A 26,245-nucleotide genomic window follows, 5' to 3' on the forward strand; every position below is an offset into this window, starting at 1 on the left:
GTCTTTATAAAGCTTAAACTAACTTTCTCTATGTATCTATCATTTAATACACACCTGCACTCTTATATTTTTCTTCTATCTTTCTCTTGCTAACCAACACCCTATCTATTGTATTTAACCGCCTTTTTAAATATACGAACATTCGAATGGATGAATGAACCAATTGCTTATCTACTGCATCATCTCAACCTTAAAGTTGAAAAAAAATTATTATTTTTATAAAAAATGAAACTTTTCCATTTTTTGAGCGTATTACCTTTTATAAGAATTAAATGAAGGGAGGTTTTCAAATTGGAACTGTTCTCGGTACCTATTCAGACAATTTACCTTTACACGCTAATTGGTTTTGGTACCCTTACCTTTTTATACATTTTATTCGGTGACGTACTAGATGCATTATTTGAGGGTATTCCTGGATTAAATCCTACGCTCATTTTTTCCTTTTTTACAATCTTCAGTGCAAGCGGCTATATCTTAGAACAATTACAGCTATTTTCTAGTATTTTAAACCTGATTGTCTCTGGAATTATTGCCCTATTACTCGTAACACTACTTAATATTTTTGTTCTTATTCCTTTATCATCTGCTGAAGAATCAATTGCTTTTACAGAGTCATCTCTTCAAGGCCGAATTGGCGAACTCATCATTCCTATTCCTATTGACGGATACGGTGAAGTTGTTGTTAAAGACGTAAGTGGTACTATTTCAAAACCAGCTATTAGCTTAAAAAATCAAGAAATTTTGTCAGGTACCAAAGTATTGATTGTTGAAATCAAAAATGGAAATGCGGTTGTTGTTACTTACGAATCGACCAACTACACACTACCAAATTCATAATCAAGAGGAGGATATTTATGTCCATTTTTATTATTGCTGGAATCGTTGTCTTTTTATTAATCGTATTGATTGGAGTATTTATTACCAAATATCGTACTGCAGGTCCTGATGAAGCACTGATTGTCACAGGTAGCTATTTAGGATCAAAGAATGTTCACGTTGATGAATCTGGAAATAGAATCAAAATTGTTCGAGGCGGAGGTACATTTGTATTACCCGTATTTCAACAAGCTGAACCATTGAGTTTATTATCAAGCAAATTAGAAGTATCAACACCTGAAGTATATACAGAACAAGGTGTACCCGTGATGGCCGATGGTGTATCTATTATTAAAATAGGCGGTTCTATATCAGAAATTGCTACTGCAGCTGAACAGTTCTTAGGTAAAGCAAAAGAAGATCGTGAAACGGAAGCGCGTGAAGTTCTTGAAGGACATTTACGTTCGATTTTAGGATCAATGACTGTGGAAGAAATTTATAAAAACCGAGAGAAATTTTCACAAGAAGTACAGCGCGTAGCCTCTCAAGACTTAGCAAAAATGGGGCTTGTTATCGTCTCATTTACAATCAAGGATGTACGTGATAAAAATGGATACTTAGAATCCCTTGGTAAACCTCGTATCGCCCAAGTAAAACGTGACGCTGACATTGCTACTGCTGAAGCTGAAAAAGAAACGAGAATTAAGCGCGCAGAAGCACACAAAGATGCTCAAAAAGCGGAACTAGAGCGAAATACTGAAATTGCGGAAGCTGAAAAAGCAAACCAATTAAAAACGGCTGAATACCGCCGTGAACAAGATATTGCAAAAGCTCGTGCTGACCAAGCATATGATTTAGAAACAGCTCGTGCAAAACAGGAAGTAACAGAACATGAAATGCAAATTCGTATCATTGAGCGTCAAAAACAAATTGAGTTAGAAGAAAAAGAAATTCTTCGTCGTGAACGCCAATATGATTCTGAAGTTAAAAAGAAAGCAGATGCGGATCGCTACGCAGTTGAGCAGGCTGCTGCTGCTGAAAAAGCGAAGCAACTTGCAGAAGCGGATGCAAATAAGTATCGTGTTGAAACAATGGCTAAAGCAGAAGCTGAACGCGTTCGTATTGATGGTCTTGCAAAAGCGGATGCTGAGCGTGCTCAGGGTGAATCTGAAGCAGAAATTATTCGTTTAAAAGGACTTGCAGAAGCGGAAGCAAAACAAAAAGTCGCAGAAGCGTTTGAACAGTTCGGTCAAGCAGCTATATTGGATATGATTATCAAAATGCTACCAGAATATGCGAAGCAAGTTGCTGCACCTTTATCTAATATTGATAAGATTACAGTCGTTGATACAGGTAGCTCAGGTGAAAATGGCGGTGCCAATAAAGTAACTGGCTATGCTACCAACCTAATGTCTACTTTACAAGAATCGTTAAAAGCTTCATCTGGGTTAGATGTTAAAGAATTGATTGAAAACTTTTCTGGAAAAGGAAACGTTCGTCACAGCTTAGATCAGCTAACAGAAGAAATTAAAGATAAAAAAGAAGCGTAATAAAAAAGAGAGCCTTTTGCCTAGGCTCTCTTTTTTATTATCCTTTTAGCGCTTTAAGTAAGAACTTTGGTAGTGCTAGTTGTCTTTTTAAACGCCATGGCTCTTTTATTAAGCGATATAACCATTCTAACCCGAATCGTTGAAAAAATTCTGGAGCACGGTTTAAGCGACCAGAAATTACATCAAACGATCCTCCTACCCCTTGGTAAACGGAAGGGTATAAATGATCTTTGTTTGCTAAAATCCAGTTTTCTTGTGCTGGGCTTCCTAATGCAACAAAAACGATCTCTGCTTTTGATTCATTAATAGTTGTTTCAATTACATGCTCGTCTTTTTCATAACCATCAAGTACACCCACAATTTGAATACCTGGAAACTTCTCTTCTAGCTTGACTTTCGCCTCTTCAGCTATGCCTGGCTTGGCACCATACAAGAAGATTTTCTTGCCTTCTACAGCAGCTGTTTCACAAAGCTTCATCATCATATCAATTCCCGTTACTCGTTCGCGGATTTTACCTTTGCGAAGCTTAGAAGCCAAAATAACACCAATACCGTCTGGAATTTGATACGTTGCTTTATTTAGCAATGTACGTAGCTCCCGATCTTCTTGGGCTTTCATGATCTTTTCTGGATTAATGGCTACAATAAACGAGGTGTTACGTTGATTAATATCTTCCATTAGCTTTACTGCTAACTCATCATATGTGTCGTGACATACATCTACACCTAAGATATTCTCTTTCATCAAATCACCTATTTAAAGATACTAAAATTTTGTGTTTATTCGTAATGAAAGACAGGCTATAGCCCGTCTTTCATTGTTATCTTTATTATGCTTACATTGTAGAAACTTTAGAATCACCTAATAAAATAACATCAAATCCTGCTTGTTTCCATGCATCACGCTGAATACAATTTTTCGTATCAAAGATAGCTTTGGTACGCATTTTATCTTCAACTGCAGACGGAAGCATTTCTTTAAATTCGTTATGGTCTGTGAGAATTAAGATTAAGTCTGCATGAGCTACAGCTTCCTCTAAGTCTTGTGTTTGCTTTTCAATTTTATTTTCTTTAATGTGCGGGTCGAACGCCGTGTAATCAACATTTAACTTATCTAAATGTGCCAATACATCCGTTGATGGACTTTCACGCATATCATCAATATTCCCTTTAAATGCTAGGCCTAATACGGCAACACGACCGTGCTGAATGCCTTTTGCATCAAGAATGCTTTTTGCTTTTAGCGCGGTATATTCTGGCATTGAATCATTTGTTTGGCGAGAAAGAGAAATGATTTTCGCTAACTCAGGTTGTAGTTCTGTTAAGAACCATGGGTCAACTGCGATACAGTGTCCCCCTACACCCGGCCCTGGTAAATGAATGTTTACACGTGGATGATAGTTCGCTAACTTAATCGCTTCCCAAGCATTAACACCTAGTTTTTCACTAATTTTTGCTAACTCATTCGCGAAAGCAATGTTCACATCGCGGTACGTATTTTCAATAACCTTGACCATTTCAGCCGTTGTAGCATCTGTTACGTGAATATTGCCTTTTACGAATACTTTATATAATTCCACTGTTAATCGACTTGATTCTTCGTTAATTCCACCCACAATGCGATCATTGTTTACCAGTTCTTCAAATACCTTACCTGGAATAACACGCTCAGGTGAATGAGACACAAATAATTCTGTTCCAAACGCTAGTCCTGTTTCTTTTAAAACAGGTAGCATAACATCCTCTACAGTACGAGGAGGAACTGTTGACTCTAAAATAACCAAATTCCCTTTACGAACATAAGGAACGATTGATTTGGTTGCTTCTCTTACATAATTTAAATTAGCTGTTTTATCACTATTAATTGGCGAAGGTACTGCAATAATGAATACATCTGCTTCTTCAGGTTTTGTACTAACCGTGAATAAGCCTTTGTCGACTGCTTCTTCTAAGCGCTCTTGTAGTCCATTCTCTTCTATATGAAGCTGTTTATTTTTAATTAAGTTGACTGCATGCTCGTTTACGTCAACGCCGTGAACCTGTAAACCATGATTTGCAAACATAACGGCTGTCGGTAAACCAATATACCCTAAGCCAACTACACATAATTTTTTTGCCATTACAGAAAATCTCCTTTATATGACATACTTTATAAATGAAACCTACATGATATTATAGCGAAAATTTTTGCATCATGATAGCTTTTATATAAAAACACTATTCAAATTGTCTTCTTATTTATATTATGCATCAGTTTTGTTTTGTTCATCACCGAACAAATGATTTATCTTTTTAAGCTTTTTCTAAACCAAAAGAACTAACGCACTAGTTGCAGTGCGCTAGTTCATCTACTATAATCATTTGTCTTTTACAATTGTTTGAAAGTAGTCCATTAGTTTTTCTTTCAGTTCATCTCTTTGCAAACCAAAATCTACCGTAGCCTTAATAAAACCAAACTTATCTCCTACATCATAGCGATTACCTTGGAAATAGTGAGCTAACACGCGCTGAGATTCATTCAGTTGTAAAATTGCATCTGTCAACTGCACTTCTCCCCCAGCACCAATTTTCTCTTGACTTAAAATATCAAAAATCTCAGGTGTTAAAATGTATCTTCCCATAATTGCGTACGTAGAAGGTGCATCAGCCGGATTTGGCTTTTCTACTAACGTATTTACTTCAAAAACATCATCTTGGATTGACTCTTCAATTCCAATAATTCCATATTTATTCGTTTCTTGACGAGGTACTTCCTGAACACCTACTACCGTACATTGGTGTTCTTCATAAACATCCATAAGTTGTTTTAAGCAAGGCTTTTCCGATTGTACAATATCATCACCGAGTAAAACTGCAAAAGGTTCATTACCAATAAAGCTTTGTGCACAGTTAATCGCATGCCCTAACCCCTTTGGTTCCTTTTGGCGAATGTAATGAATATTGGCTAAGCTTGAAATTTCTTGGATTTCTTTAAGCATGTCCCATTTTTCTTTAGCTGCTAACGTTTCTTCTAATTCATATGATTTATCAAAGTGATCTTCAATCGCGCGCTTACCGCGACCGCTAATAATTAGAATATCTTCAATACCAGAAGCTACTGCCTCTTCAATAATATATTGAATCGTTGGTTTATCAACAATCGGTAACATTTCTTTTGGTTGCGCTTTCGTTGCAGGTAAAAATCGTGTTCCTAATCCTGCAGCTGGTATGATTGCTTTACGTACTGTCATTTCATTTACCTCCCATTAAATTCATGGTTGTTACAATTCATATAAATGTATTTTATAATAACCTTATTACAACTGTCACGAAATTCTACATCGCTTCCATTTTGAAAGGATGAGTCAAATGACCGAGTTTATTTATAAATTAAAATCAAAATTTATTTCTACTCTTCCCTACAATAATCCAATTTATAAAGCAAAAGCTGCTGATGGGCTTCAATTATATAAGCAGATTTCAAACACTGGCATAAAGCAAGACACAGACACCATCTCTAACCGCGTAGATGGATTCACCACAACAATTAATACAAGCAACTTACTCAAAAGCTCGTGTACGTGCAATGATGGTGATTTTTGCCAACATCAATTCGCTTTGGTTTTCTTTCTTTATGCCCAATATGAGCCGCTGACAATACTATTTCAAGAGTGGCGAAGCGCAGGGAAAAAAAGCTTATTCATTCAACCGAAAAAGCCTTCTTCTCTTTCCAATGACCTTTCTTTTAAGGCGTGGATCGAGCAGTTTGATATAATATACGATCAATTCTCGCAAGCACAATCCACCAAAAACCTTTCTATTTTTCAAAATCTATATGAGGAGTTTTTTATGTTATTAACTAAGACAGCTCCAACTGAACCGACCTTACGAAACCTTTTTCTTTTATATGGAGGTCTATACGCTGTCTTAAAATTTAATAATGAGTTAAAGCAGATTCAGCTCTCTGCTAACACAAAAGAGTCCTTCTTATATGTGCACCTTTATAAGCTAACTAATAAAGTAAGTGAATTAGCTAAAGTTAATAAGCTAAGTTCAATTCCAGATGATAAGAAAATCATTATTGAAAGTAGTTTATCTTTTATTCGCTTATTATTAGATGAAAGTGACTCATTACAATATGAATTGATGAAGTTATATGAGGTTATATGGGCAAATTTATTAAATGACGAGGAATGGATCAACAAAGAATTAACCATTCTTAAACCTTTTACCTCTATTCACGCGACTATTGCCCGTAGCTATTTATTATTTTTAAATGGAAAAGATGAAGAAGCTATCCTAACTCTAAAACCAGATGACTTATCAAAGCTTCCTTACTATATCTCTTGGGTAAAGGAACTGCTTTCTCAAAAAGAAACAGAGCGCTTGCCAGTGTGGATAACCTATCTTTCAAATAAAATGGGTGAGTATGTAAGGATTGTTCCCTCCACTTATCAAGGAAGTCGAAATATGGTTTCAATCTTAGTGAACCTTTTTAAACAATACGCACTTCTAATAAAGAAAGAAGATCCTTATATCATGTGCCTTCAGCTGTTATTACCGTATAGCTTTATTGAATATAGCCAGTATCTACATAACAAAGGATATTTAAAAGAATGGATGGAACTTCAAGTACTGCTAGACTTTGATGATGCCGAACAAGCAAGTGAAATAGCTGAATATGTTATTCAACAACGTGCAGATTATGCGATTCCAATCCTGCATCAAATTATTAGTCACTTTATTTCAGAGCGTAAGAAAACAAGCTATGCACTTGCATGTGATTACTTACTAAAACTACAAGAAATTTATATTAAAACAAATAAAGCGAAGTTGTTTCATCGTTATATACACTATTTACATGGTGAAACAAAATCACTATCCTTATTTCAAAAGCTACTAAAAGAAAGAGGGCTTCATGCTGATGTTTGATTTATTTGAACTAACGCTCCATATTGATAAATACGAAGATAAGTTGTTTTTATACTGCACCGACAGAAACCAACAGCTTCTACAGCTAACTAAATGGAAGAATTCCCTATTTTTATGGCATTCTTCTTCTTATTACGGTACAACTCTATCTCCTTTTGAGCTGGACGGCAAGAGTGGTATTCTATTGTCAGCATGGGATAGCTTCACATTCTTTTTGTCCATTGAAAAAGGACACTTATTAAAACCAACGTTTTCAGAAGAAGTTCAGGATTACTTTAATAGAGCTTTAAAGCTAAAAGAGAACCTATTAACTGTCGATGGATTAACACAGCCTTTATTGGGAAATAGCAATTCAACTTGGGAAAAAAATGTGCTTGAATTTCTTTTTCTCAATCATACTTATCAGCTGCTCGAGGAGGCTAATATCCCTTATCCTCAAAGTGAATATACCGTATCTGTGCGATTTGAAGAACCGTTATTTGAAGGTTCTTTTTGGGAAGTTCAGCTAGTAGCCATTCCTGCAGATAGCGATCAAGACCCTTTTCTTATTCGTGATGACATGATTCATGAGTATCAAAATGAAAAAGCTATTTTATATGAGGTTGAACGAATTAAGCACTCATCACCTACCTTACGACATGCCTTGTCAGGAAAGGTACCTACGTTATCCGATGAAGAGCTATGGAACTTTCTGACTCAGGAAAGCAATGAATTAATTCAAAAAGGTGTGCACATGCAGCTACCTAGCTGGTGGAAAGGAATTAAAAAAGGTCGAATTCAAGTACACGCTGTCCATGAAGAAAACCAAGCGTCTTCGTTTGGAATAGAAGCTTTAACAAACTTTCAATGGTCGGTTTCTATAGACTCACATAGGTTAACGGAAGATGAGCTCAACGACTTGATTAAAAAGAAAAAACAGTTGCTAAAATTAGATGGTCAATGGATTCATGTAGACAGTACGCTTATCAGAAAAGCGAAAAAGCTGCTAAAAGAAGCAAAGCAACGAGGCGTTAGCGTCCATCAAGTATTACGTTCGCATCTAAAACAGCCTTTTTCATTTGATAATGATTGCAATAACGTGCCAATTAAATATCACTTAAATTCACACTCTCAATCACTTGTTAATCAATTAAAGCAAGCTCATACACTTCCACCTACCCAACTTTCTTCTGCTTTTAAAGGAAACCTGCGCCATTATCAGCAGGTAGGATTAAATTGGTTAATCCACCTACGTCAAATAGGGATAGGCGGCTTGTTAGCAGACGACATGGGGCTTGGTAAAACGATTCAGTTGATTAGTTATTTTACAAAAGCAAATGAACTAGCCGCTGCACAAAAGCCCTTTTTACTTATTTGCCCAACTTCACTGATTGGGAATTGGGAGAAAGAGCTGAGTAAATTTTCACCTTACCTCAAAGTGTATACTCACTATGGTAAAAACCGATTATCGTCAGAAAACACAACAAGTCTAGATGAAATAAGTGATTATGATCTAGTCATTACAACTTATCAATTGGTAGCTCAAGAAGCCGGACTTTTTCAAGCGAAAGTTTGGGATACAGTATGTTTGGACGAAGCTCAACATATTAAAAATCCTCATACTAAACAGGCAAAAGCAGTTAAAAAATTAAATACAGCTCATCGATTTGCTCTGACCGGTACACCAATCGAAAATCGGTTAACCGAGCTATGGTCTATTGTTGATTTTCTAAATCCTGGTTATCTAGATAGCTTAGAAAGGTTTAAGAAAGAATTTGTTATTCCAATTGAGAAAGAACAAGACCTAAAAAAATCGAAACAGTTAAAAGCACTGCTTTCTCCCATTTTATTAAGACGTACTAAATCAGATAAAAAAATTGCTTTAGACCTACCTGATAAACAAGAAGAAAAAGTGCATATTGAGTTAACAGCTGAACAAAAAGTGCTATACGAAGAGCTTGTTCATTCGACTCTTAACGATCTTAAAGAACAAAAAGGAATTGAACGAAGCGGTCAGGTTCTTCAACTTCTAACAAAGCTCAAACTACTTTGTAACCACCCTGCTTTGTTGTTAAAAGAGCCAATTAATAAGCAAGCTATTACTCGATCACCTAAGCTTGAGAAGACAGTTGAGCTACTAAAACAAATTAAACTACAAAATGAAAGCTGCTTAATCTTCACTCAATATCTTGAAACAGGGAACATGCTAAAACGTACTTTGAAAAGAGCTTTAAAAGAAGATGTATTATTCTTGCATGGAGGTTTATCAAAAGCAGAGCGTGATGACATGGTAGCATCTTTTCAATCTGGTCAGCATTCCATTTTCATCTTATCCTTACGATCAGGTGGAGTTGGTTTGAACCTAACAACCGCGAATCACGTAATTCATTTTGATCGTTGGTGGAATCCAGCAGTCGAAAATCAAGCGACGGATCGCGTATATCGAATTGGTCAACAAAAATTTGTCCATATTCATAAATTTATTTCCTTAGGGACGATTGAAGAAAAGATTGATGATATGATGATGAAAAAATACGCGCTAAGTGAACAGTTAGTTCAAAATGACAAATGGATCACAGAATTGTCACAGCAAGAACTGCAAGAATTATTTCAATACAATTAATAAAAGAAAAGAAAAAGCCACCTCCTTATTAAATTCGGCTTCAAAAGAAGAAAAAAGGTGTTTTGTGTGACAAAATACCCTTTACTTCTTCTTTTTTTTTAGATTATGATTAAAATGAGTCGAAAATAGTCTAAAAGATTCATATATAAAAGGAGGATTACTAGTGAAAAAAAAGCAAATTGTCCTGTCGATAGGATCGATATTAGGAGGAATTACCCTTTTTCAAACGTCTGCTGACGCTGCTTCTACTTCTGTTCAGGTAAAGTCAGGCGATACTTTGTGGTCAATAGCTACTAAATATCAAACTAGTGTACAAAACTTAAAGACTCAAAATAACCTAAAGTCTGATGTTATCCATATAGGACAAACACTCGTGATTTCGTCTAATGCATCAAAACCATCAGAGGCTACGAAACCTGTTGAGACAGCAAAACCAACACCTTCCACACCGAGTACTGCTTCTACTTATAAAGTACAAAGTGGCGATACGCTATATAAGATTGCAGCTCAATTTAAAATGAGCGTTTCAGATTTAAAAAGGGTAAATTCACTCTCATCAAATGTTATTTATGTCAACCAAACATTAAAAGTAAATGGACAAGCTACATCTTCTAACCCCAAGCCGGAAGTAACGGAACCACAAACGCCGTCGGTTTCAACAAATGGTACATACAAAGTTCAGCAGGGTGATACGCTTTCTAAAATTGCAGCTCAGTTTAAAATGAGCGTCTCTGCTCTTAAAACAGCAAATAACTTAAAATCTGATATTATTTATGTCAACCAGGTCTTAAAAGTAACTACATCTGGAGCAGCGCCATCTACGCCAAGCACTGGCACTCCTTCAACTACAACGCCAACCAATGGACAACTAAATGTTTCTAAAATGATTACTGATGCAAAGAAATATATAGGTGTTCCTTATAAATGGGGTGGTACAACACCATCTGGCTTTGATTGCAGTGGATTTATTTACTATGTAATGAAAGAACAAGTTTCAATGCCTCGTTATACAACAATGGGCTTTTGGAATGCTTCAAAGTCGGTAAGTCAGCCACAACCTGGAGATTTGGTGTTCTTTACTACATATACGTCAGGACCTTCACATCTAGGAATTTACCTAGGAAATCGTCAGTTTATTCATGCTGGCTCTTCAACAGGTGTAACTATTTCAAGCTTAGATAATAGCTATTGGAACAAACGCTACCTAGGAGCGAAACGTTTCTCAAAATAAAAGCTAAACTCCTCTAGTTGTTACTTGCAGCTAGAGGAGTTTTTCACAAAAAAGAACCATTGATGAGAGTTCAATGGCAAAGTGGGGATTATAATAAAGAGAGGAAAGTAAGTTTTTCTGATCTTGGATAAAAGAGATAATGAAGCAATTCCATTTAGCTTATAGTGCTCAAAAGCATCATGGCTGATTTTCAGGTGAGGAAGGCTTACCGCTTAAAAACCGAACATATTCTGCGATAATTTCTGTAACATAAGTGCGTTGATGCAAGTTGTTTTCAAACGTACGTGTTTGCACACGACCTACGACTCCTATAATAGACCCCTTATCACAGTATTTCGTCATGTTTTCAGCGTTTTTCCGCCATAGCGTTATTGATACAAAATCTGCGTCCACTTCTCCTTCCTGGTTACGAAAATTTCTGTTCACAGCTACTGTAATGTGAGAAAAAGGAATTCCTTCGGAAGTATATTTTAGTTCAGGAGCTCGTGTCAAACGCCCTACTAACACTACTTCATTAATCAATTGATCACCTCTTTATTCAATTTCTACACAATCAAAAGGTTGAATAATAAGAATATTCTTATACCTCATGTTATAATAGTGGTATACGAGTAACATATTTGTTAAAGGAGGAAGCTTTTGTATGAAAACATTTCGATTAGTCGGCCTACAACTAATTGATCATGAAGGAGAGAAACATAATTTAGAATTAAATAAAGGGTTAATTATTAATAAAGAAGATACAGATAACCATTGGATTCTCGAAGCTGTTATTGATCAGCAGTTTACACGCTTATTTGAGCTGCCACTAAAAGATCATCAACCTGTACAAATTGAGGCACTTATCTCAAAACCAACCAACGATCCTGCCTTGTTTTCGGTTCAGGTTGTTTCAGTCAAAGCAATTAACGATAAGCAGATAAGCGTATTAATGAAAGGTACATTACTTGAAAGAAAACTACACTTTGCTGAAATGATTCTCGCTAACTTGATTGAACAAGGTTTAACAGGTTCTGAATTATTAGCACAGTTTAAATATCAGCTTCATAATAAAAAACGAAATAACAAAACTCTTCCTACTAATGAAAGAGAAAATATAAAGAACACGTGAAGATTTAAAAATTTATATTACTTAAAAGGGTGTTGAGTCATACGGTGAAGGTTATGGTTGGAGGGTAAAGGATTAATAGGCTTAAACTCTCTATGCTTCCCCAAAAATAAAGGTAAATCATTCATTCGACTATTCTTTCTTTTGCGATGTTTTATTTGATTACGTTTCAAGTAATATTTCGCCATTTCTCTACTCCTTTCTTGTTTGTATTATGTATATTAATATATTTTTTACCATGATTCAACAGCTTTTTCTTCACCTTTTTTTACTTATCAGTTAAGCTTTATTTTTTTCACCACTTTTTTTTAAAAAACCCCTATCTTACTTTATTTAATTTAAAAATAAACGAATATTACCTTGAATTTTCTGTCATTTTGCTGTATTTTTTTAATTAAGTTCGAATATTACTCATTTACATGACTTTAGACCTAATTCCGAACACAATCTATATGAAGAAAGAAGTGGTACTTATGTTAGAAATTGCTGTTAAGATTAAAATGCTTCGTGCTAATGCAGGTTTGACTCAAGATCAATTTGCAAAATTGCTTAATATTTCTCGCTCTAAAGTTTCCAAATGGGAAACTTCCATTCAATATCCCGATATAGCAGACTGCCTTTTGCTTAAAAGTCATTTCCAAATAAATCTAGATGAGTTTTTAGAATCTGAACCTCACCTTCAACAACCCCACAAACTCAACTCTTCATCTGCTACTTATCATGTTTCCGACAACGATGTTCACACTCTACTTATGCTCTTTCAAAAATACCCTGATTTAAAAAAAGCTTTACAAAAACTGCACTCTTTACCAGAAGTACCTCAAAAAGAGCTATTAAATACCATCACCCCTTTATTCCGGCAATTGTATACGCTTTCAAACAAAAACAAACATGACAACCTAAGCTGACATGTTTGTTTATACTCATTCTATTCATCTTTACGATCTTTATCTTCCATATCATTCATATCTTCTACTGGGTCTTCTTGATCATTCTCATTGTTTTCATCATCATTTTGATTCTGGTTATCATCCATGTTGTTCATATCGTTTTCGTCTTGCATCTCTTGTTCTTGCATATTTTCTTCTTTTTGCTCATCCATGTTTTCTTGCTCTTCCATTTGCTCTTCTTCTGGCGGTGGGTCTTGCGTGTTACACGCCCCTAGTGTTGCAAGTGCAAACACAGCTGAACCTAAACCCATAAGTATTTTTTTCTTCATCGTAGCAACTCTCCTTTTACATAAATTCAATCTACGTACTTAGAATGCCACGTGAAGGTATAGTTTATGAACAAATTAAAAAATTAGTTATAATTTACTACTTTATAAAAAGCAAAGCGAATAATTAACGTATACTGTTTACCAGTCCCATCATTTGATCGGCAATTGAAATGGATTGCGAATTAAACTGGTAGGCTCTTTGCGTCAATGTCATATCCGTTATTTCTTTGCTCATATCAACGTTCGATTGTTCCAAGACCCCTTGCTGAATCCCCGATTCCATACGTTCATCACCCTGTAAGCTTTGAATACTATTTTCTTGATTTAGAGCATCAGGAACCTTAAATAAAGATAAACCAACTGCCTCAAGTGACTGCGGACGGTTTACTCGAGTTAAACCTAGCGTAATAACTTCATTTTCTTCACTTCCAACAACAGTTAATTCACCAGCTTTATTAATTTGAAGCTCACGAAAGTCCTTGCTAAAGGAAATAATATTGCCTTCACTATCTAAGACTGCATTTCCATCTGCGTTCACTAACTGTACTTCTCCGTTTCCAAGTGGGGTAAGATAAAAGGAACCGCTTTTTGTATAGTACGTTTCTACTGTACCATTATTATCTCTCTGCACCTGAAAGAAAACGTTTGGGTTGGTTAATGCAACATCTAGTTGTCGCCCTGTTTCTTGAAGTGAACCTTGTGTAGTAACAAGTTTCGTTTGAGAAAGAAAGGCTCCTGCTCCTTGACGAATGCCAAGCGGTGTCTTTCTTCCTTGTTCACTTGCTTTATCCGACTGATTAGTGATTTGTTGATACAACATATCACTAAATGACGCGTCACGCTTTTTGTAACCAACTGTATTTACGTTTGCCAAGTTGCTTCCAACTAAATCTAAGCGCTGTTGCAATTGAGTCATTGTGTTTGTAGCATTAATCATCGAGCGATTCACGTATTATTCCTCCAATTATTTGATACAATGCTTATCTTACTTTACCAATTTCATTGGCTGCTTTTTCCATGCTGCGATCGTAAGCTTGCATCACTTTTTGATTTGCTTCAAATGTACGATAAGCAGTAAGTAGTTCAGTCATAGTTTGTGACATATTTACATTAGAGCGCTCCACAAAGCCCTGTTTAATTTCGTAAGAAGCGTCACCGTTTTCAATAGTTGAAGGCAACAGCTCACCATTTTCAGTTTGGTATAGTCCGTTTCCTGTTTTAATGATTGTTTCCATAGAATCAGCATACGCAATATTTAATTGCCCCGTTACTTCACCATTAACCATTACATTCCCTTGATTATCCACTTTAAATTCTTCACTTCCGACATTGATAGGTTCATTATTTATATTAAGCACATATTCACCATTATTAGTGGTTAAAAATCCTGCCGGGTCTACTGAAAAATTACCATTTCGTGTATAAGAAAGGTTATCCTCAGAACTCTGTACTACGAAAAATAAGCCACCATTCTGGTCTGGTAAGTTCGTTTGTAACAGTGCGAGATCTGTTTGGTAATCGGTTTGCTGGAGATCTCCTTGCACAAAATTAGGAACCGTTTCTTGTAAGTATACTCCTGTATTTAATCTTCCAATGTTCTCTTGAGAACGAGTTACAGTTTTTCCTTTTTGCTGCTCTTCGATACGCTGCAATAACATCTCCGGAAACGCTCTAATAACTCCTTGATCCTCTTTAAAGCCTGGAGTATTTGCATTAGCAATATTATTTGTAAGCATATCTGTTCTTCGCTGTTGGGATAGCATTCCTGCTGTCGCTGTATAAAAACCTTTAAACAACTTGTCCACCTCACACTTTTAGAAATAATAAAACTCCTCTTGTAATACTTTACAAAGAGGAGTTATCATCTTATTTACGCTTTTACAAAAAGCGTATGATAAGAATTTCATTATTAAATAATACTTCGGCGAGAAAGTCGATCGATATTGTCTAGCATAATACCTGTACCAACTGCAACACAATCCATTGGACTCTCAGCAATCAGTACGGGAACTTTTAGTTCTTCTGCTAGCAACTGATCAATACCGTGTAGTAAAGCTCCTCCGCCTGTTAAGATAACACCTCTATCTATAATATCGGCAGAAAGCTCTGGAGGTGTACGTTCTAAGACACTTTTTGATGCTTGTACAATGACGCTAACAGATTCTCTAAGCGCTTCCTCTACCTCATGAGATTTTACTGTGACTGTACGAGGAAGGCCTGACACCATATCTCGACCTCTAATATCTAATTCTTCTTCTCTTGAGTTAGGGAAAACTGTACCAATTTTCACCTTAATTTCTTCAGCTGTTCTCTCACCAATTAACAGCTTATATTTGCTTTTTATATACTGTAAGATTTCAGCATCAAAACGATCTCCAGCCATTTTAATAGATGAAGCTGTTACAATATCGCCCATTGATAACACAGCCACATCTGTTGTTCCACCACCAATATCCACTACCATATTACCGCTTGGTTGAAAGATATCCATTCCCGCACCAATAGCTGCTACTTTTGGCTCTTCTTCTAAATAAATGGTTTTGCCGCCACTTTTTTCGGCTGCTTCACGTATTGCCTTTTGTTCTACGGATGTAATATTCGTAGGACAGCAAATTAAAATGCGAGGTTTCGATAAAAAACCTTTTACATTTAACTTATTAATGAAGTATTTCAACATAGATTCTGTAATATCAAAGTCCGCGATTACACCATCTTTAAGAGGACGAATTGCTACAATATTACTAGGTGTACGTCCAACCATCTGACGTGCTTCTTCCCCAACTGCTAACACTTTATTTGTATTTTTATCGATTGCTACAACCGATGGTTCATTTAATACAATTCCTTTGCCTTTTACATGAATTAAGACGTTAGCCGTACCAAGGTCGATACCGATGTCTTTTGCTAACATACCTTAAATCCTCCTTCAGTTTACATATCATTGCATGCATACCATTCTTTTTTCCTAATTTACTATTTTATCACAAATTGTATATGTATGTATTTATTAATAAAAATTTTTATTTTTTTACTTTTTTAACCAATATAAATTCCCCTTTCCTACCCTATTGCTTACGATAGTAAAGGGGAATCGTACTACTTTACAATTTCTTCTTCTTTTTTGTATTTTAATTTTGTTGCTTCCCCTCCACGCAGATGTCGAATTGATTTATGGTAATCAAGTATTTCTTTTACTTCATTTGCTAGTTCAGGGTTTATTTCAGGTAGTCTTTCTGTTAAATCTTTATGGACAGTACTTTTAGAAACACCAAACTCTTTCGCAATTACACGAACGGTCTTTTTGGTTTCCACGATATACTTCCCAATCTTGATAGTTCTCTCTTTGATGTAATCGTGCACTCTACTCGCCCTCCCTAAATTGGATGTGAGATGATGAAAAACATTCTATATTTTTCCACCATTCTCTTTGTAGGTTTGTAACAGTGTATTAGCTTATACGAAGATATATGCTATAAAAGTCAAGAGGGACAAGTGATTTATTTTATTTTTTTAAAAATTTCATCTATTTTATCAAAAAATAGAGAAAAACCTCCTTCTCTTAACCCAAAACTGAGTTTAAGAGAAGGTAGGCTTTTATTAGTTTATATTATGCATTTGATTTTAATTCATCCGCAGATTGCTCTTTCTTTTCAGGAGCTTTAGGTGCTTCGTCACCAGTTTTATCTTCCTGCTTTGACTCTTCTTTATCCTTTGATGGCTCTTCACCTTTCGATGGCTCATCAGCTGTAGTCGGTTCTGTCACTTCAGCAGCTTTCACTTCTTTAATAGAAGAGACTGATTTACCAAAGTAATCGCTAGGATTCATAGCAACGCCATCTTTACGAATTTCAAAGTGAACATGGTTATTTGCTTCTTGGTTATATAAGCTCTTTCCAGCTTTAGCAAGCACTTGACCTTGTTTCACAACATCTCCTACTTCAACAGTCGCTCCATCTAACGATTGGTACTGCGTAACAAGTCCATCTTTGTGATCCACTTCAATTACAAATCCAAGCAACGGGTCTTTTTCGGCTTTTGTAACAGTTCCACTTGCAGCTGCTGTTACATCAAATGATTTATCACCTTCTACCGCTAAGTCAATACCTGTGTTTGGGTGATACGTATTATTATAAAATACGAGTGCTGCTTCTTGTTGTTTCTTTGATGCTTGATCATCGTAGAATGGTTTCTTCACAACAGCATCCTTATCATTTACAAGTGGCATCTTTAAATTCTCAAGCGATGCATTTACTTCCATTGCATCTTCTGTATATGCAGTCCCATCTTGTCCATAACGATCTTTAGCATCTTCGCTTAGGTTACTATTTCCATTCGCTTGAAACCAAAGAACGGCTGTAAGGATAATTGCTGCGCTTGCCAGATAGATTGCCGGGAAAATCCAACGCTTTCTAAAAAGTTTGTGAACCTTTGATTGTTGAGAAGTACGTTTCTTTTCTTCCTCTCTCATGTATCATCACCTCAGCAACCAGTTTGAACACAATTTTAAGAATATATACACAACCTAAAAGTTTTTTTCGATTATTTTTCGACAAACGTTTTAAAAATATACATAAAGCTATTTATTTCCCCAAAAAAAGCTTACTCTAGATCTATGTCTAGAGTAAGCTTTTTTATTTACTTTTTAGCCGTTAGCTGTGTAACATACTGGTCTGAGCCGGCGATTGCTACACCTGTATAATAATGAGTCACTATGTCTTTATAAGATTTACCCTCCATAGCCATACCGTTAGCACCGTATTGACTCATACCAATTCCATGCCCATATCCCTTAGTTTCAATGACAATATGGTCATTCTCACGCTTCCATGTAAAATCAGCTGATGAAAGATTTAGCTTATTACGTACCACAGTTCCAGCTATCTTTTTATTGCCAACCTGCACATAATCTACTCGTTTTCCAGGCGTTTTTGAAATAATATTACCTACATCACCAGATTGTGAGATGTTGACGTCTAGCTTCTGTTCAAACTCTGAAATAGATACCATCTTTTGATTTTTAAACTTAGGTGATTTCGTGTCCCAATGACTCTCGACACTCTTTAAATAAGGGATAGAATTTGACCACACCGACTCTGAATTTTCCGTATAACCATTGCTAGTTGAAAAAAATGTGGCATCAATGGGCTTATTTTTATACGTCAAGATTTGTCCCTCTGTTTTTTTAACCGCATCTTTTACTTTTTTGATTTTCCACTCATACTCTTTTCCCCATTGCTCTTTTAATTCTTTTTCACTTAAATATACTTGATCGTTTACAGTATCTGTAATGTCTGCTCCGGCTGGTAAGCCTGCATTTGCTCTATTCATAAGCTTTTGAACAGTATAAGTGCGCGCTGCAAGGCTTTGGGCTTTCAATGCTTCCAATTCAAACTCTGCAGGCATTTCAGCAGCTACGACTCCTACTAGATATTCTTCAAGAGGCAACGTCTCTACCTGCTCTGATTGAGAGCGATATACGCCTACATCAACATCTAGCTGTGAACTAGGCGCTTCCTCTACCTCAGACTGTTCCGCTTTTTTATTCTCTTTATTCATTAATGAATCGCTTTCCTTTTCAATAAAAGGTATCACCAATAAAGTTGGAATTAAAAGAATGACGAGAAAGAAGATCGCTGCTAGAATAATCATTGGCTTTATTTGCTTCATGTACACAGAGCCTCCATATCTATGAATTTATCAAGGAACTCAATAATCCTTATAATTCATATTTATGGATAGGGACAAGCTTTTATGACAATCCAAAACCTTTTCTAAATTTGTCCATAAAAAAAAGTATCTCGACAAAGCGAGATACTTTTTTATTACATATTTACATCAGATACTTGTTGTGATGTTTCCACTTGATGTGTTTTATCATTTACACGTTCAATATCAGCACCTAATCCCGCTAGCTTTTGGTGGAAGTTCACATAGCCACGATCTAAATGCTTTAATTCAGTAACGCGCGTATAGCCATCAGCCACTAAGCCAGCAAGCGTTAATGCTGCTGCAGCACGTAAATCTGTTGCTGCTACTTCTGCGCCTTGTAGTTTTGAAGGACCATTAATAATCACAGAACGACCTTCAATTTTAATATCTGCATTCATACGACGAAACTCTTCGACATGCATAAAACGATTTTCGAAAACTGTTTCTGTAATCATACTTGTGCCTTCAGCTGCTAACAATAATGCCATCATTTGAGATTGCATATCTGTTGGGAAGCCAGGGTGTGGCATCGTTTTAATATCAACAGGCTTTAATTTCTCCGGTCCAATAACACGCAAACCGTCGCCTTCTTCAATAATCTTCACGCCCATCTCTTCCATTTTTGCTACCAACGAGCTCAAATGTTCAGATACAGCTCCACGTACAAGCACATCTCCACCTGTAATCGCTGCTGCTACCATGAACGTACCTGCTTCAACGCGATCAGGAATAATTGAATGTTCGGCACCATATAATTTGTTAACACCCTCAATTCGGATTGTACCAGTTCCAGCTCCACGTACTTTCGCACCCATCGCATTTAAGAAGTTTGCTAAATCCACAATTTCAGGCTCTTTTGCTACGTTTTCAATAATTGTTGTACCTTCAGCAAGCGTTGCCGCCATCATGATATTTTCAGTGGCACCTACACTTGGGAAATCTAAATAAATCTTTGCACCTTGTAATCTTCCTTCAACTTCAGCATAGATAAAGCCGTTTCCAACCGTAACTTTTGCTCCCATTGCTTCAAAACCTTTAAGGTGCTGATCAATTGGACGAGAACCAATTGCACATCCACCTGGTAACGCAACACGCGCTTTACCAGTACGGGCTAATAAAGAACCCATTACTAATACAGATGCTCGCATTTTTCTTACATACTCAAAAGGTGCATCTGTTTCTAATTCTCTTGATGCATCTACAACTACACGATTTGTTTCAAAATCCACTTCTGCATTCAGATGTCTTAAAACTTCGCCAATCGTAAATACATCGGAGAGAGCTGGTACATCATTTAAAATGCTTTTTCCATCACTAGCTAATAATGTTGCAGTGATAATAGGTAAAACGGCATTCTTTGCACCTTCTACTTTTACTGTACCGTTTAATCTATTTCCACCGCGGACGATGATTTTTTCCAAGGTATTCCCCTCCGCGTCCATTTTCTATATATTAATATTCAGACGTAATAATAGGTGTGCCAACAACTAGGGTTGTTTGACCGCCCATTCCTGTCTTGCGTAATGCAATTTGTAAGTTCATTTCCTGCTGTTGACTTGAAAGAGCTTCTTCCCACAGTCCAGTATATGCTGATACTGATACAAATGACTCTTCCATTAGCGATTCAATCTGCTGGGCATTGAATGCTGTTAGTAATTGCTTGACTTGTAAAGACAAAACACTTTCCATCTTATCATTTATTTCACCTTTTATACAAGAGAAAATTAATGGATTTGTTAGGAAAAGTTGCTCATAATTGTCTTTAAAAATCTCTTCGGCATCGTTGACATTCCGAGTCGTGAATCCTTGTCCTATTAACTCATATGAGATATATCCACCCTTACTTTTTTCATCTCCCGTATAGGTTAACATAATCAACTCTTTCACAGATTCCGTTTGTCTTGTACCCTCAGCTTTCCATACATCGTTTTCCCTTTTAATGTCCCATTTAAAACCTCTAAATTTACTTTGAAGCTGTTTTGATTTCATTTGGAAGTTTACTAGACTAGTAACGTCCATAGCTTCTTCACGTGCATACAATGACCATTCTTTCATCTCTACAGCTTCTTTATTTAAGACGTTAACCATTTTTTCAAGCGTTGAATTCGAAGCTTGTGCATTGGTCACGTAACTTCCATAATATACGATTATACCTGCAATGAAAATAGCCAAAAAGACACTAATTTTTTTACCCATTTCCTCACTCCCTCTTCTTACTATCAGCCTGTCCAAATTAACCAGATGAATACACCTGTTTCGTCGTCATTTTTAGACAGCCTTTTAAGAGGGTAGCACTACTTTCTATTGAAATAAGGAAGGAATTCGCTGCGACCAGAATAAGTAATCCAAAAAGAAATTACTAACAGTAGAAGCGATTGTAATGGTTAGCAAGATTAACATGATTCTTGCTTGTACTACCCGGTTTGGCTTCATTAATTTCTCAATCTGAAAACCTTGAAGCGCATACCATGTAATGACAATAAAAATAAGGTGAGAAACCATCGCTAATAGCGCCTGTGGACCAATACCACCAATTAGCATGATCACACCTCCTTAACATAATGATAAAAAACAAAGAAAAGCCACTATCTCATTTAATCACAGTCCAGCGCAATGTGCAAAGATTTACCTCTATATAACTTAATTTACATATTTTAACTTAATATAATCTTTTTATTTACATGTAAAAAGCCTCCTTAAAAGCTTAAGGAGGCTTTAGTTATTACATTTTTTGTTTAGTAACTTCTATGCGATTTAAAGCACGCTTTAAAGCTAACTCAGCACGTTTATGATCAACGTCATCTTGTTTGCTTTGCAGTCGTGTTTCTGCTCTCTTTTTTGCTTCTTCTGCACGAGAAACATCAATCATATCTGACGTCTCTGCTGCTTGTGCTAAGATTGTTACTTTGTCAGGTCTTACTTCAAGAAAGCCTCCACTAACAGCTACAACTTCATCACTGCTGCTTCCTTTTTTCAAGCGGACGGCTCCAATTTGTAATGGAGCTACCATCGGAATATGTCCATGTAAGATACCAAGCTCACCACTTTGAGCTCTAGCACTGACCATTTCCACTTCCGAATCGTAAACTGGGCCATCAGGAGTGACTACACTGACATGGATTGTCTTCATTCAAAAAACCTCCTATGTCCCTATATTATACTTCTACTCCCATGCTTTTCGCTTTTTCAACTACTTCTTCAATACGTCCTACTAAACGGAAAGCATCTTCTGGTAAATGATCATATTTACCTTCAAGAATTTCTTTAAATCCTTGAACCGTTTCTTTAACTGGTACGTATGAACCTTTCTGACCAGTAAATTGCTCCGCAACGTGGAAGTTTTGAGATAAGAAGAATTGAACACGACGAGCACGTTGTACAACAAGCTTATCTTCATCAGATAACTCGTCCATACCTAAGATTGCAATAATATCTTGTAATTCTTTATAGCGCTGTAACGTTTGCTGAACTTGACGTGCAACGTTATAGTGCTCTTCACCTACGATTTCCGGAGAAAGCGCGCGCGAAGTCGAAGCTAACGGATCCACCGCTGGGTAAATACCCATCTCAGATAGCTTACGCTCTAAGTTAGTTGTTGCATCTAAGTGAGCAAATGTTGTTGCAGGAGCCGGATCCGTATAGTCATCGGCTGGTACATAAATCGCTTGGATTGATGTTACAGAACCAACGCTAGTAGATGTAATACGCTCTTGTAATTGACCCATTTCCGTTGCTAGTGTAGGCTGGTAACCTACCGCTGAAGGCATACGACCAAGTAGAGCTGATACCTCTGAACCAGCTTGTGTAAAACGGAAGATGTTATCGATAAAGAACAGAACGTCTTGTCCTTGCTCATCACGGAAATATTCAGCCATTGTTAAACCAGTTAATGCAACACGTTGACGTGCTCCAGGTGGCTCGTTCATTTGACCAAATACCATCGCTGTCTTTTTAATAACACCAGAATCTGTCATTTCGTGGTATAGATCGTTACCCTCACGAGTACGCTCACCTACACCTGCGAACACTGAGATACCGCCGTGTTCTTGTGCGATGTTATTGATTAGTTCTTGAATAAGTACAGTTTTACCTACACCTGCTCCACCGAACAGACCGATTTTACCACCTTTAATATAAGGAGCTAAAAGGTCAACTACTTTAATTCCCGTTTCTAGGATTTCAGCTTGTGTAGATAAGTTTTCAAATTTTGGTGCTTCGCGGTGAATTGGATCACGACGAGCTCCCGCACTGATTGGTCCATCTAAATCGATATGCTCACCTAATACGTTAAACACACGACCTAACGTTACATCACCAACCGGTACAGAAATTGGTGCGCCTGTATCTTCTACTTCTAGTCCACGAACTAGTCCATCAGTTGAAGACATTGCTACTGCACGAACTGTATTATCACCTAAGTGAATTGCAACTTCTAATGTTAATTCGATTGCTACTTCACTTTCACTAACAGGTTTATGAGAAATTTTAAGGGCGTTATAGATTGCTGGAAGGTGTCCGCTGTCAAACTTTACGTCTACAACTGGACCCATGATTTGAGTAACGCGTCCTTTTGCCATCGTGTTCCCTCCTAACTTGCTTTTCAAGTCTTATTTCTATTCTAAAGCCGCTGCTCCACCAACAATCTCCGTAATTTCTTGCGTGATTGCTGCTTGACGAGCACGGTTATATGATAAGGTAAGATTATTAATAAGGTCTTTTGCATTATCCGTTGCATTTTTCATCGCTGTCATACGCGCTGCGTGCTCACTTGCTTTTCCATCCAGTAAGCCACCATAAATAAGGCTTTCTGCATATTGTGGCAATAGCACTTCTAATATCTCCTCTTGAGAAGGCTCGAACTCATAGGATACAAGCTTCCCTGTTGGAGCTAAATCAGCTAACGGCAACAGCTTCTTTTCCGTTACTTCTTGAGAGATTGTATTAATAAAATGGTTATAGTATAAATACAATTCATCAAATGTACCGTCTGCAAACATATGCACCGTTTGCGAAGTAATTCCTTGAATATCAGCAAAAGATGGTTGGTCGGATAAACCAGTAATTTCTAAAAACACTGGAATACCACGCTTGATAAAGAAGTCACGCCCAACTTTCCCAATTGCAATTACACCATATTCATCGGAAGATGCATGACGTTTTTCAATTGCTTGTGAGACAGCGCGTAAAACGTTACTATTATAAGCTCCTGCTAAGCCACGATCTGAAGTAATGACAATGTATCCTGTTTTCTTTACAGGACGAGCCGTTAGCATTGGATGTGCAGCGCCTTTGCTGCCTCCTGCTACGCTTGCAACTACTTCTTGAATCTTTTCCATATAAGGAACGAAAGACTTAGCGTTTTGCTCGGCACGGTTTAACTTTGCAGCTGAAACCATTTCCATTGCTTTTGTAATTTGACTCGTTTTTTTCGTTGATGTAATTCTCGTTTGTATATCACGTAATGATGCCACAGGTTTCACCACCTTGTTTTAGAAGATCACGTGGTATGAAAGGTGAACGTAAGTTCACCTTTACCTTAATAAAAGCTTGTCTTAACATACCATTTTGACAAAGTTAACGATTACTCAGATGCTACAAATGTTTTCTTGAACGCTTCAAGAGCAGACTCAAACGCACCATCTTCAGGCAGTCCACCAGTTGTACGAATTGTTTCAAGAACTTCTTTACGATTTGAATCCAACCATGCTAAGTACTCATCTTCGAAACGAGTGATATCAGCAACTGGTACATCATCTAAGAAGCCTTTTGTTAACGCATATAAAATCGCTACTTGTTTTTCTACGCGAAGCGGCTTGTGTAAGCCTTGTTTTAATACCTCTACTGTACGCGCACCACGGTTAAGCTTTGCTTGTGTAGCTTGGTCAAGGTCTGATCCAAACTGAGCAAATGATTCAAGCTCGCGATAAGATGCTAAATCCAAGCGTAGCGTTCCAGCTACTTTCTTCATCGCTTTAACCTGAGCTGATCCACCTACACGTGATACTGAAAGACCTGCGTTAATCGCTGGACGTACACCTGAGAAGAATAAGTCAGACTGTAAGAAAATTTGTCCATCCGTAATCGAGATTACGTTTGTTGGAATATAAGCAGATACGTCTCCTGCTTGTGTTTCAATAAATGGAAGAGCTGTTAATGATCCTCCACCTTTAGCATCTGATAATTTTGCAGCACGCTCTAATAAACGAGAGTGTAAGTAGAATACATCCCCTGGATATGCTTCACGACCTGGAGGACGACGAAGTAATAATGAAAGTTCACGGTATGCAGATGCTTGTTTTGTTAAATCATCATAGATAACAAGTACGTGTTTGCCGTTATACATGAACTCTTCACCCATTGTTACACCAGCATAAGGTGCTAAGAACAGCATTGGTGCTGGTTGAGAAGCAGATGCTGTTACAACGATTGTGTAATCAAGTGCTCCATGCTTACGCAATGTCTCTACTACGTTACGTACTGTTGATTCTTTTTGACCAATAGCTACGTAAATACAAACCATATCTTGGTCTTTTTGATTTAAAATTGTATCGATTGCCACAGATGTTTTACCTGTTTGGCGGTCACCAATGATAAGCTCACGTTGACCACGGCCAATTGGTACAAGCGCGTCAATCGCTTTAATACCTGTTTGAAGTGGCTCGTGTACAGATTTACGATCCATAACACCAGGAGCTTGACTTTCAATTGGACGTGTTTTTGTTGTTCCAATTGGGCCTAAACCGTCTACAGGTTGACCTAACGAGTTTACAACACGACCAATTAATTGTTCTCCTACAGGAACTTCCATGATTCTTCCCGTACGACGTACCTCATCCCCTTCACGAATTCCAGTGTAAGGTCCTAAGATAATGATACCGACATTGTTTTCCTCTAAGTTTTGTGCCATACCCATGACACCGTTTGAAAATTCAACTAACTCTCCAGCCATGACATTGTCGAGGCCATGAGCACGTGCGATACCATCCCCTACTTGGATAACAGTACCTACATCACTCACTTTAATCTCAGACTGATAGTTTTCAATTTGCTGTTTTATCAGCGCACTAATTTCTTCAGCTTTGATGCTCATGAATTTCAC

Annotated in this window: 25 protein-coding genes; 7 read left to right on the top strand and 18 right to left on the bottom strand. The window is 37.0% G+C overall.

The window, feature by feature from the left end; genetic code table 11:
• Window positions 1-291: 291 nt before the first annotated feature.
• Together EPL02_RS09150 and EPL02_RS09155 are read left to right on the top strand one after the other, a co-directional pair.
• A complete protein-coding gene (locus tag EPL02_RS09150; protein ID WP_131887518.1) occupies window positions 292-837 on the top strand; it encodes an NfeD family membrane protein in 546 nt (181 codons plus the stop codon).
• Between the two features lie 17 nt (window positions 838-854).
• Window positions 855-2,366 carry a flotillin lipid rafts scaffold protein FloT gene (locus tag EPL02_RS09155; protein ID WP_247600549.1) on the top strand — a complete coding sequence of 504 codons (1,512 nt, stop codon included), beginning with the start codon at window positions 855-857 and terminating at the stop codon, window positions 2,364-2,366.
• A gap of 37 nt (window positions 2,367-2,403) precedes the next feature.
• On the opposite strand, the gene EPL02_RS09160 is transcribed toward EPL02_RS09155, so the two are convergent.
• From EPL02_RS09160 to galU, 3 genes are all read right to left on the bottom strand, one after another.
• Window positions 2,404-3,111: a WecB/TagA/CpsF family glycosyltransferase gene (locus tag EPL02_RS09160; protein WP_131887520.1), complete on the bottom strand. Its 708-nt coding sequence runs from the start codon at window positions 3,109-3,111 to the stop codon at window positions 2,404-2,406.
• A 91-nt stretch (window positions 3,112-3,202) separates the two neighbouring features.
• Window positions 3,203-4,486, bottom strand: coding sequence for a nucleotide sugar dehydrogenase (locus tag EPL02_RS09165; protein ID WP_131887521.1), 1,284 nt, complete (start codon window positions 4,484-4,486; stop codon window positions 3,203-3,205).
• A gap of 237 nt (window positions 4,487-4,723) precedes the next feature.
• Complete coding sequence (gene galU / locus EPL02_RS09170) at window positions 4,724-5,596, bottom strand: UTP--glucose-1-phosphate uridylyltransferase GalU (protein WP_094911058.1); 873 nt, start codon at window positions 5,594-5,596, stop codon at window positions 4,724-4,726.
• A 118-nt stretch (window positions 5,597-5,714) separates the two neighbouring features.
• On the opposite strand from galU, the gene EPL02_RS09175 reads away from it, so the two are divergent.
• From EPL02_RS09175 to EPL02_RS09185, 3 genes are all read left to right on the top strand, one after another.
• On the top strand, window positions 5,715-7,277 hold the full coding sequence (locus EPL02_RS09175) for a hypothetical protein (protein WP_131887522.1): 1,563 nt from the start codon (window positions 5,715-5,717) through the stop codon (window positions 7,275-7,277).
• Complete coding sequence (locus tag EPL02_RS09180; RefSeq protein WP_131887523.1) at window positions 7,264-9,879, top strand: DEAD/DEAH box helicase; 2,616 nt, start codon at window positions 7,264-7,266, stop codon at window positions 9,877-9,879. The genes EPL02_RS09175 and EPL02_RS09180 overlap by 14 nt, the downstream gene beginning before the upstream one ends.
• 163 nt (window positions 9,880-10,042) lie before the next feature.
• Complete coding sequence (locus tag EPL02_RS09185; RefSeq protein WP_131887524.1) at window positions 10,043-11,110, top strand: C40 family peptidase; 1,068 nt, start codon at window positions 10,043-10,045, stop codon at window positions 11,108-11,110.
• 177 nt (window positions 11,111-11,287) lie between these two features.
• Here EPL02_RS09185 and ssb read toward each other — a convergent pair whose 3' ends face one another.
• Window positions 11,288-11,632, bottom strand: coding sequence for a single-stranded DNA-binding protein (gene ssb, locus EPL02_RS09190; protein WP_131887525.1), 345 nt, complete (start codon window positions 11,630-11,632; stop codon window positions 11,288-11,290).
• 121 nt (window positions 11,633-11,753) lie between these two features.
• Between ssb and EPL02_RS09195 the strand changes: the two genes are divergently transcribed.
• Complete coding sequence (locus tag EPL02_RS09195) at window positions 11,754-12,221, top strand: YwpF family protein (protein ID WP_131887526.1); 468 nt, start codon at window positions 11,754-11,756, stop codon at window positions 12,219-12,221.
• 470 nt (window positions 12,222-12,691) lie between these two features.
• Window positions 12,692-13,126 (top strand): helix-turn-helix transcriptional regulator, encoded by a 435-nt coding sequence (locus EPL02_RS09200; protein WP_165932537.1) that lies wholly within the window; start codon window positions 12,692-12,694, stop codon window positions 13,124-13,126.
• A 20-nt stretch (window positions 13,127-13,146) separates the two neighbouring features.
• Here EPL02_RS09200 and EPL02_RS09205 read toward each other — a convergent pair whose 3' ends face one another.
• The 14 genes from EPL02_RS09205 to atpA form a co-directional block, all read right to left on the bottom strand.
• Window positions 13,147-13,437 carry a hypothetical protein gene (locus tag EPL02_RS09205; protein WP_131887528.1) on the bottom strand — a complete coding sequence of 97 codons (291 nt, stop codon included), beginning with the start codon at window positions 13,435-13,437 and terminating at the stop codon, window positions 13,147-13,149.
• Window positions 13,438-13,561: 124 nt separating this feature from the next.
• Window positions 13,562-14,386: a flagellar hook-basal body protein gene (locus EPL02_RS09210; RefSeq protein WP_131887529.1), complete on the bottom strand. Its 825-nt coding sequence runs from the start codon at window positions 14,384-14,386 to the stop codon at window positions 13,562-13,564.
• Between the two features lie 31 nt (window positions 14,387-14,417).
• Window positions 14,418-15,233 (bottom strand): flagellar hook-basal body protein, encoded by an 816-nt coding sequence (locus EPL02_RS09215; protein ID WP_131887530.1) that lies wholly within the window; start codon window positions 15,231-15,233, stop codon window positions 14,418-14,420.
• A 113-nt stretch (window positions 15,234-15,346) separates the two neighbouring features.
• Window positions 15,347-16,348, bottom strand: a complete 1,002-nt coding sequence (gene mreB / locus EPL02_RS09220; RefSeq protein ID WP_131887531.1) for a rod shape-determining protein — start codon at window positions 16,346-16,348, stop codon at window positions 15,347-15,349.
• Between the two features lie 185 nt (window positions 16,349-16,533).
• Window positions 16,534-16,797, bottom strand: a complete 264-nt coding sequence (gene spoIIID, locus EPL02_RS09225) for a sporulation transcriptional regulator SpoIIID (protein ID WP_025908769.1) — start codon at window positions 16,795-16,797, stop codon at window positions 16,534-16,536.
• Window positions 16,798-17,044: 247 nt separating this feature from the next.
• Window positions 17,045-17,905 (bottom strand): stage II sporulation protein SpoIIQ, encoded by an 861-nt coding sequence (spoIIQ, locus tag EPL02_RS09230; RefSeq protein ID WP_131887532.1) that lies wholly within the window; start codon window positions 17,903-17,905, stop codon window positions 17,045-17,047.
• A gap of 167 nt (window positions 17,906-18,072) precedes the next feature.
• Window positions 18,073-19,104 (bottom strand): stage II sporulation protein D, encoded by a 1,032-nt coding sequence (gene spoIID / locus EPL02_RS09235; RefSeq protein ID WP_131887533.1) that lies wholly within the window; start codon window positions 19,102-19,104, stop codon window positions 18,073-18,075.
• Between the two features lie 155 nt (window positions 19,105-19,259).
• On the bottom strand, window positions 19,260-20,567 hold the full coding sequence (gene murA / locus EPL02_RS09240) for a UDP-N-acetylglucosamine 1-carboxyvinyltransferase (RefSeq protein WP_094911044.1): 1,308 nt from the start codon (window positions 20,565-20,567) through the stop codon (window positions 19,260-19,262).
• Between the two features lie 31 nt (window positions 20,568-20,598).
• Window positions 20,599-21,342, bottom strand: coding sequence for a YwmB family TATA-box binding protein (locus EPL02_RS09245; protein ID WP_131887534.1), 744 nt, complete (start codon window positions 21,340-21,342; stop codon window positions 20,599-20,601).
• A 105-nt stretch (window positions 21,343-21,447) separates the two neighbouring features.
• Window positions 21,448-21,687: a DUF1146 family protein gene (locus EPL02_RS09250; protein WP_025908764.1), complete on the bottom strand. Its 240-nt coding sequence runs from the start codon at window positions 21,685-21,687 to the stop codon at window positions 21,448-21,450.
• Window positions 21,688-21,868: 181 nt separating this feature from the next.
• A complete protein-coding gene (locus tag EPL02_RS09255) occupies window positions 21,869-22,276 on the bottom strand; it encodes a F0F1 ATP synthase subunit epsilon (protein WP_094911041.1) in 408 nt (135 codons plus the stop codon).
• Window positions 22,277-22,301: 25 nt separating this feature from the next.
• Complete coding sequence (gene atpD / locus EPL02_RS09260; protein WP_094911040.1) at window positions 22,302-23,723, bottom strand: F0F1 ATP synthase subunit beta; 1,422 nt, start codon at window positions 23,721-23,723, stop codon at window positions 22,302-22,304.
• 36 nt (window positions 23,724-23,759) lie between these two features.
• On the bottom strand, window positions 23,760-24,617 hold the full coding sequence (locus EPL02_RS09265; protein ID WP_094911039.1) for a F0F1 ATP synthase subunit gamma: 858 nt from the start codon (window positions 24,615-24,617) through the stop codon (window positions 23,760-23,762).
• Between the two features lie 110 nt (window positions 24,618-24,727).
• Window positions 24,728-26,236 (bottom strand): F0F1 ATP synthase subunit alpha, encoded by a 1,509-nt coding sequence (atpA, locus tag EPL02_RS09270; RefSeq protein WP_094911038.1) that lies wholly within the window; start codon window positions 26,234-26,236, stop codon window positions 24,728-24,730.
• Between the last annotated feature and the right edge of the window lie 9 nt (window positions 26,237-26,245).

Source organism: Bacillus sp. CBEL-1 (assembly GCF_004348885.1).
In the GTDB taxonomy this organism is placed as follows: Bacteria; Bacillota; Bacilli; order Bacillales; family Bacillaceae_H; genus Priestia; species Priestia aryabhattai_A.